Annotated in this window: 1 protein-coding gene; it reads left to right on the forward strand. The window is 58.8% G+C overall.

All coding sequences use genetic code 11. From position 1 onward, the window contains the following. Positions 1 to 113 precede the first annotated feature (113 nt). Positions 114 to 1,151, forward strand: coding sequence for an IS481 family transposase (locus G3O06_RS48405; RefSeq protein ID WP_205820478.1), 1,038 nt, complete (start codon positions 114 to 116; stop codon positions 1,149 to 1,151). Positions 1,152 to 1,205: the final 54 nt, after the last annotated feature.

Here is a 1,205-nt window from a genome sequence, read left to right on the forward strand (position 1 = left end):
TGCAGTGGACTAGACTAAATCTGACAGTGGTTGGTTTTTCGTGCTGGCGCGCATTGGCGCAGAGGGCGTAGCCCGTAGCGGCAATGCGCGCCGCGAACAGCAAGGAGTCCACCATGACTCAGGAGCAGAAGGTAATTCGTGCCAAGGTCGGCATACTTGAATTGGCCCGGCAGCTCGGCAACGTCAGCCAGGCCTGTCGTGTAATGGGTTACTCGCGCGACAGCTTCTACCGATTTAAGGAACTGTACGATCGAGGCGGCGAAGCTGCCCTGCAGGAGATCTCCCACCACCGGCCGCTACTCAAGAACCGCGTTGACCCGCAGGTCGAGGCCGCCGTTGTCGAACTGGCCCTCGAATTGCCGGCCTACGGTCAGGTGCGTATCGCCAACGAGGTCCTCAAACGGCATGCCCTGTCCGTCTCTCCCCAAGGCGTCCGTAGCATCTGGTTGCGCCACGATCTGGAGACCATGCCGAAGCGCCTGAAGGCCTTGGAAGCCAAGTCCGCCCAGGAAGGATTGGTGCTGACCGAGGCGCAACTGGTCGCGCTCGAACGCGCCAAGCACGAGAAGGAAGTGCACGGCGAATTCGAGTCCGAATGTCCAGGCTATTGCGGCGCGCAGGATACGTTCTATGTCGGCTGTCTCAAGGGTGTCGGCCGTGTCTACCAGCAGACTTTCGTCGATACCTACTCGAAGGTTGCGTTCGCGAAGCTCTACGATCGCAAGACACCCTTGCCGGCGGCTGACCTACTCAACGATCGCGTCGTCCCGTTCTTCGACGGCTTCGGCATTCCACTGCTACGCGTGCTGACAGACCGCGGCACTGAATACTGCGGCAACCCCGAGCATCACGAATACGAGCTGTATCTGGCCTTGGAGGACATCGACCATACCCGAACAAAGGCCAAGTCGCCGCAAACCAACGGGATCGTCGAACGGCTGCACAAGACTATGCTCAACGAGTTCTATCGCATCGTCTTCCGCAAGAAGATCTACGACTCGATCGCCGCCTTGCAGACAGACCTTGATGCGTGGCTCGACCAGTACAACAATGAACGAGAGCATCAGGGGCGCTGGTGTTACGGCAAGACGCCGATGCGCACTTTCCTCGATTCGCTCGAACTCGCCAAGGAGAAACTCATCCCCCATTGATGACTCGTTCTTTGTCGGTCCGACTACCTGTCAGATCGAGTCCCGGCTAATACA

This window comes from Burkholderia sp. Ac-20345 (assembly GCF_017104825.1).
Taxonomy (GTDB): domain Bacteria; phylum Pseudomonadota; class Gammaproteobacteria; order Burkholderiales; family Burkholderiaceae; genus Burkholderia; species Burkholderia lata_B.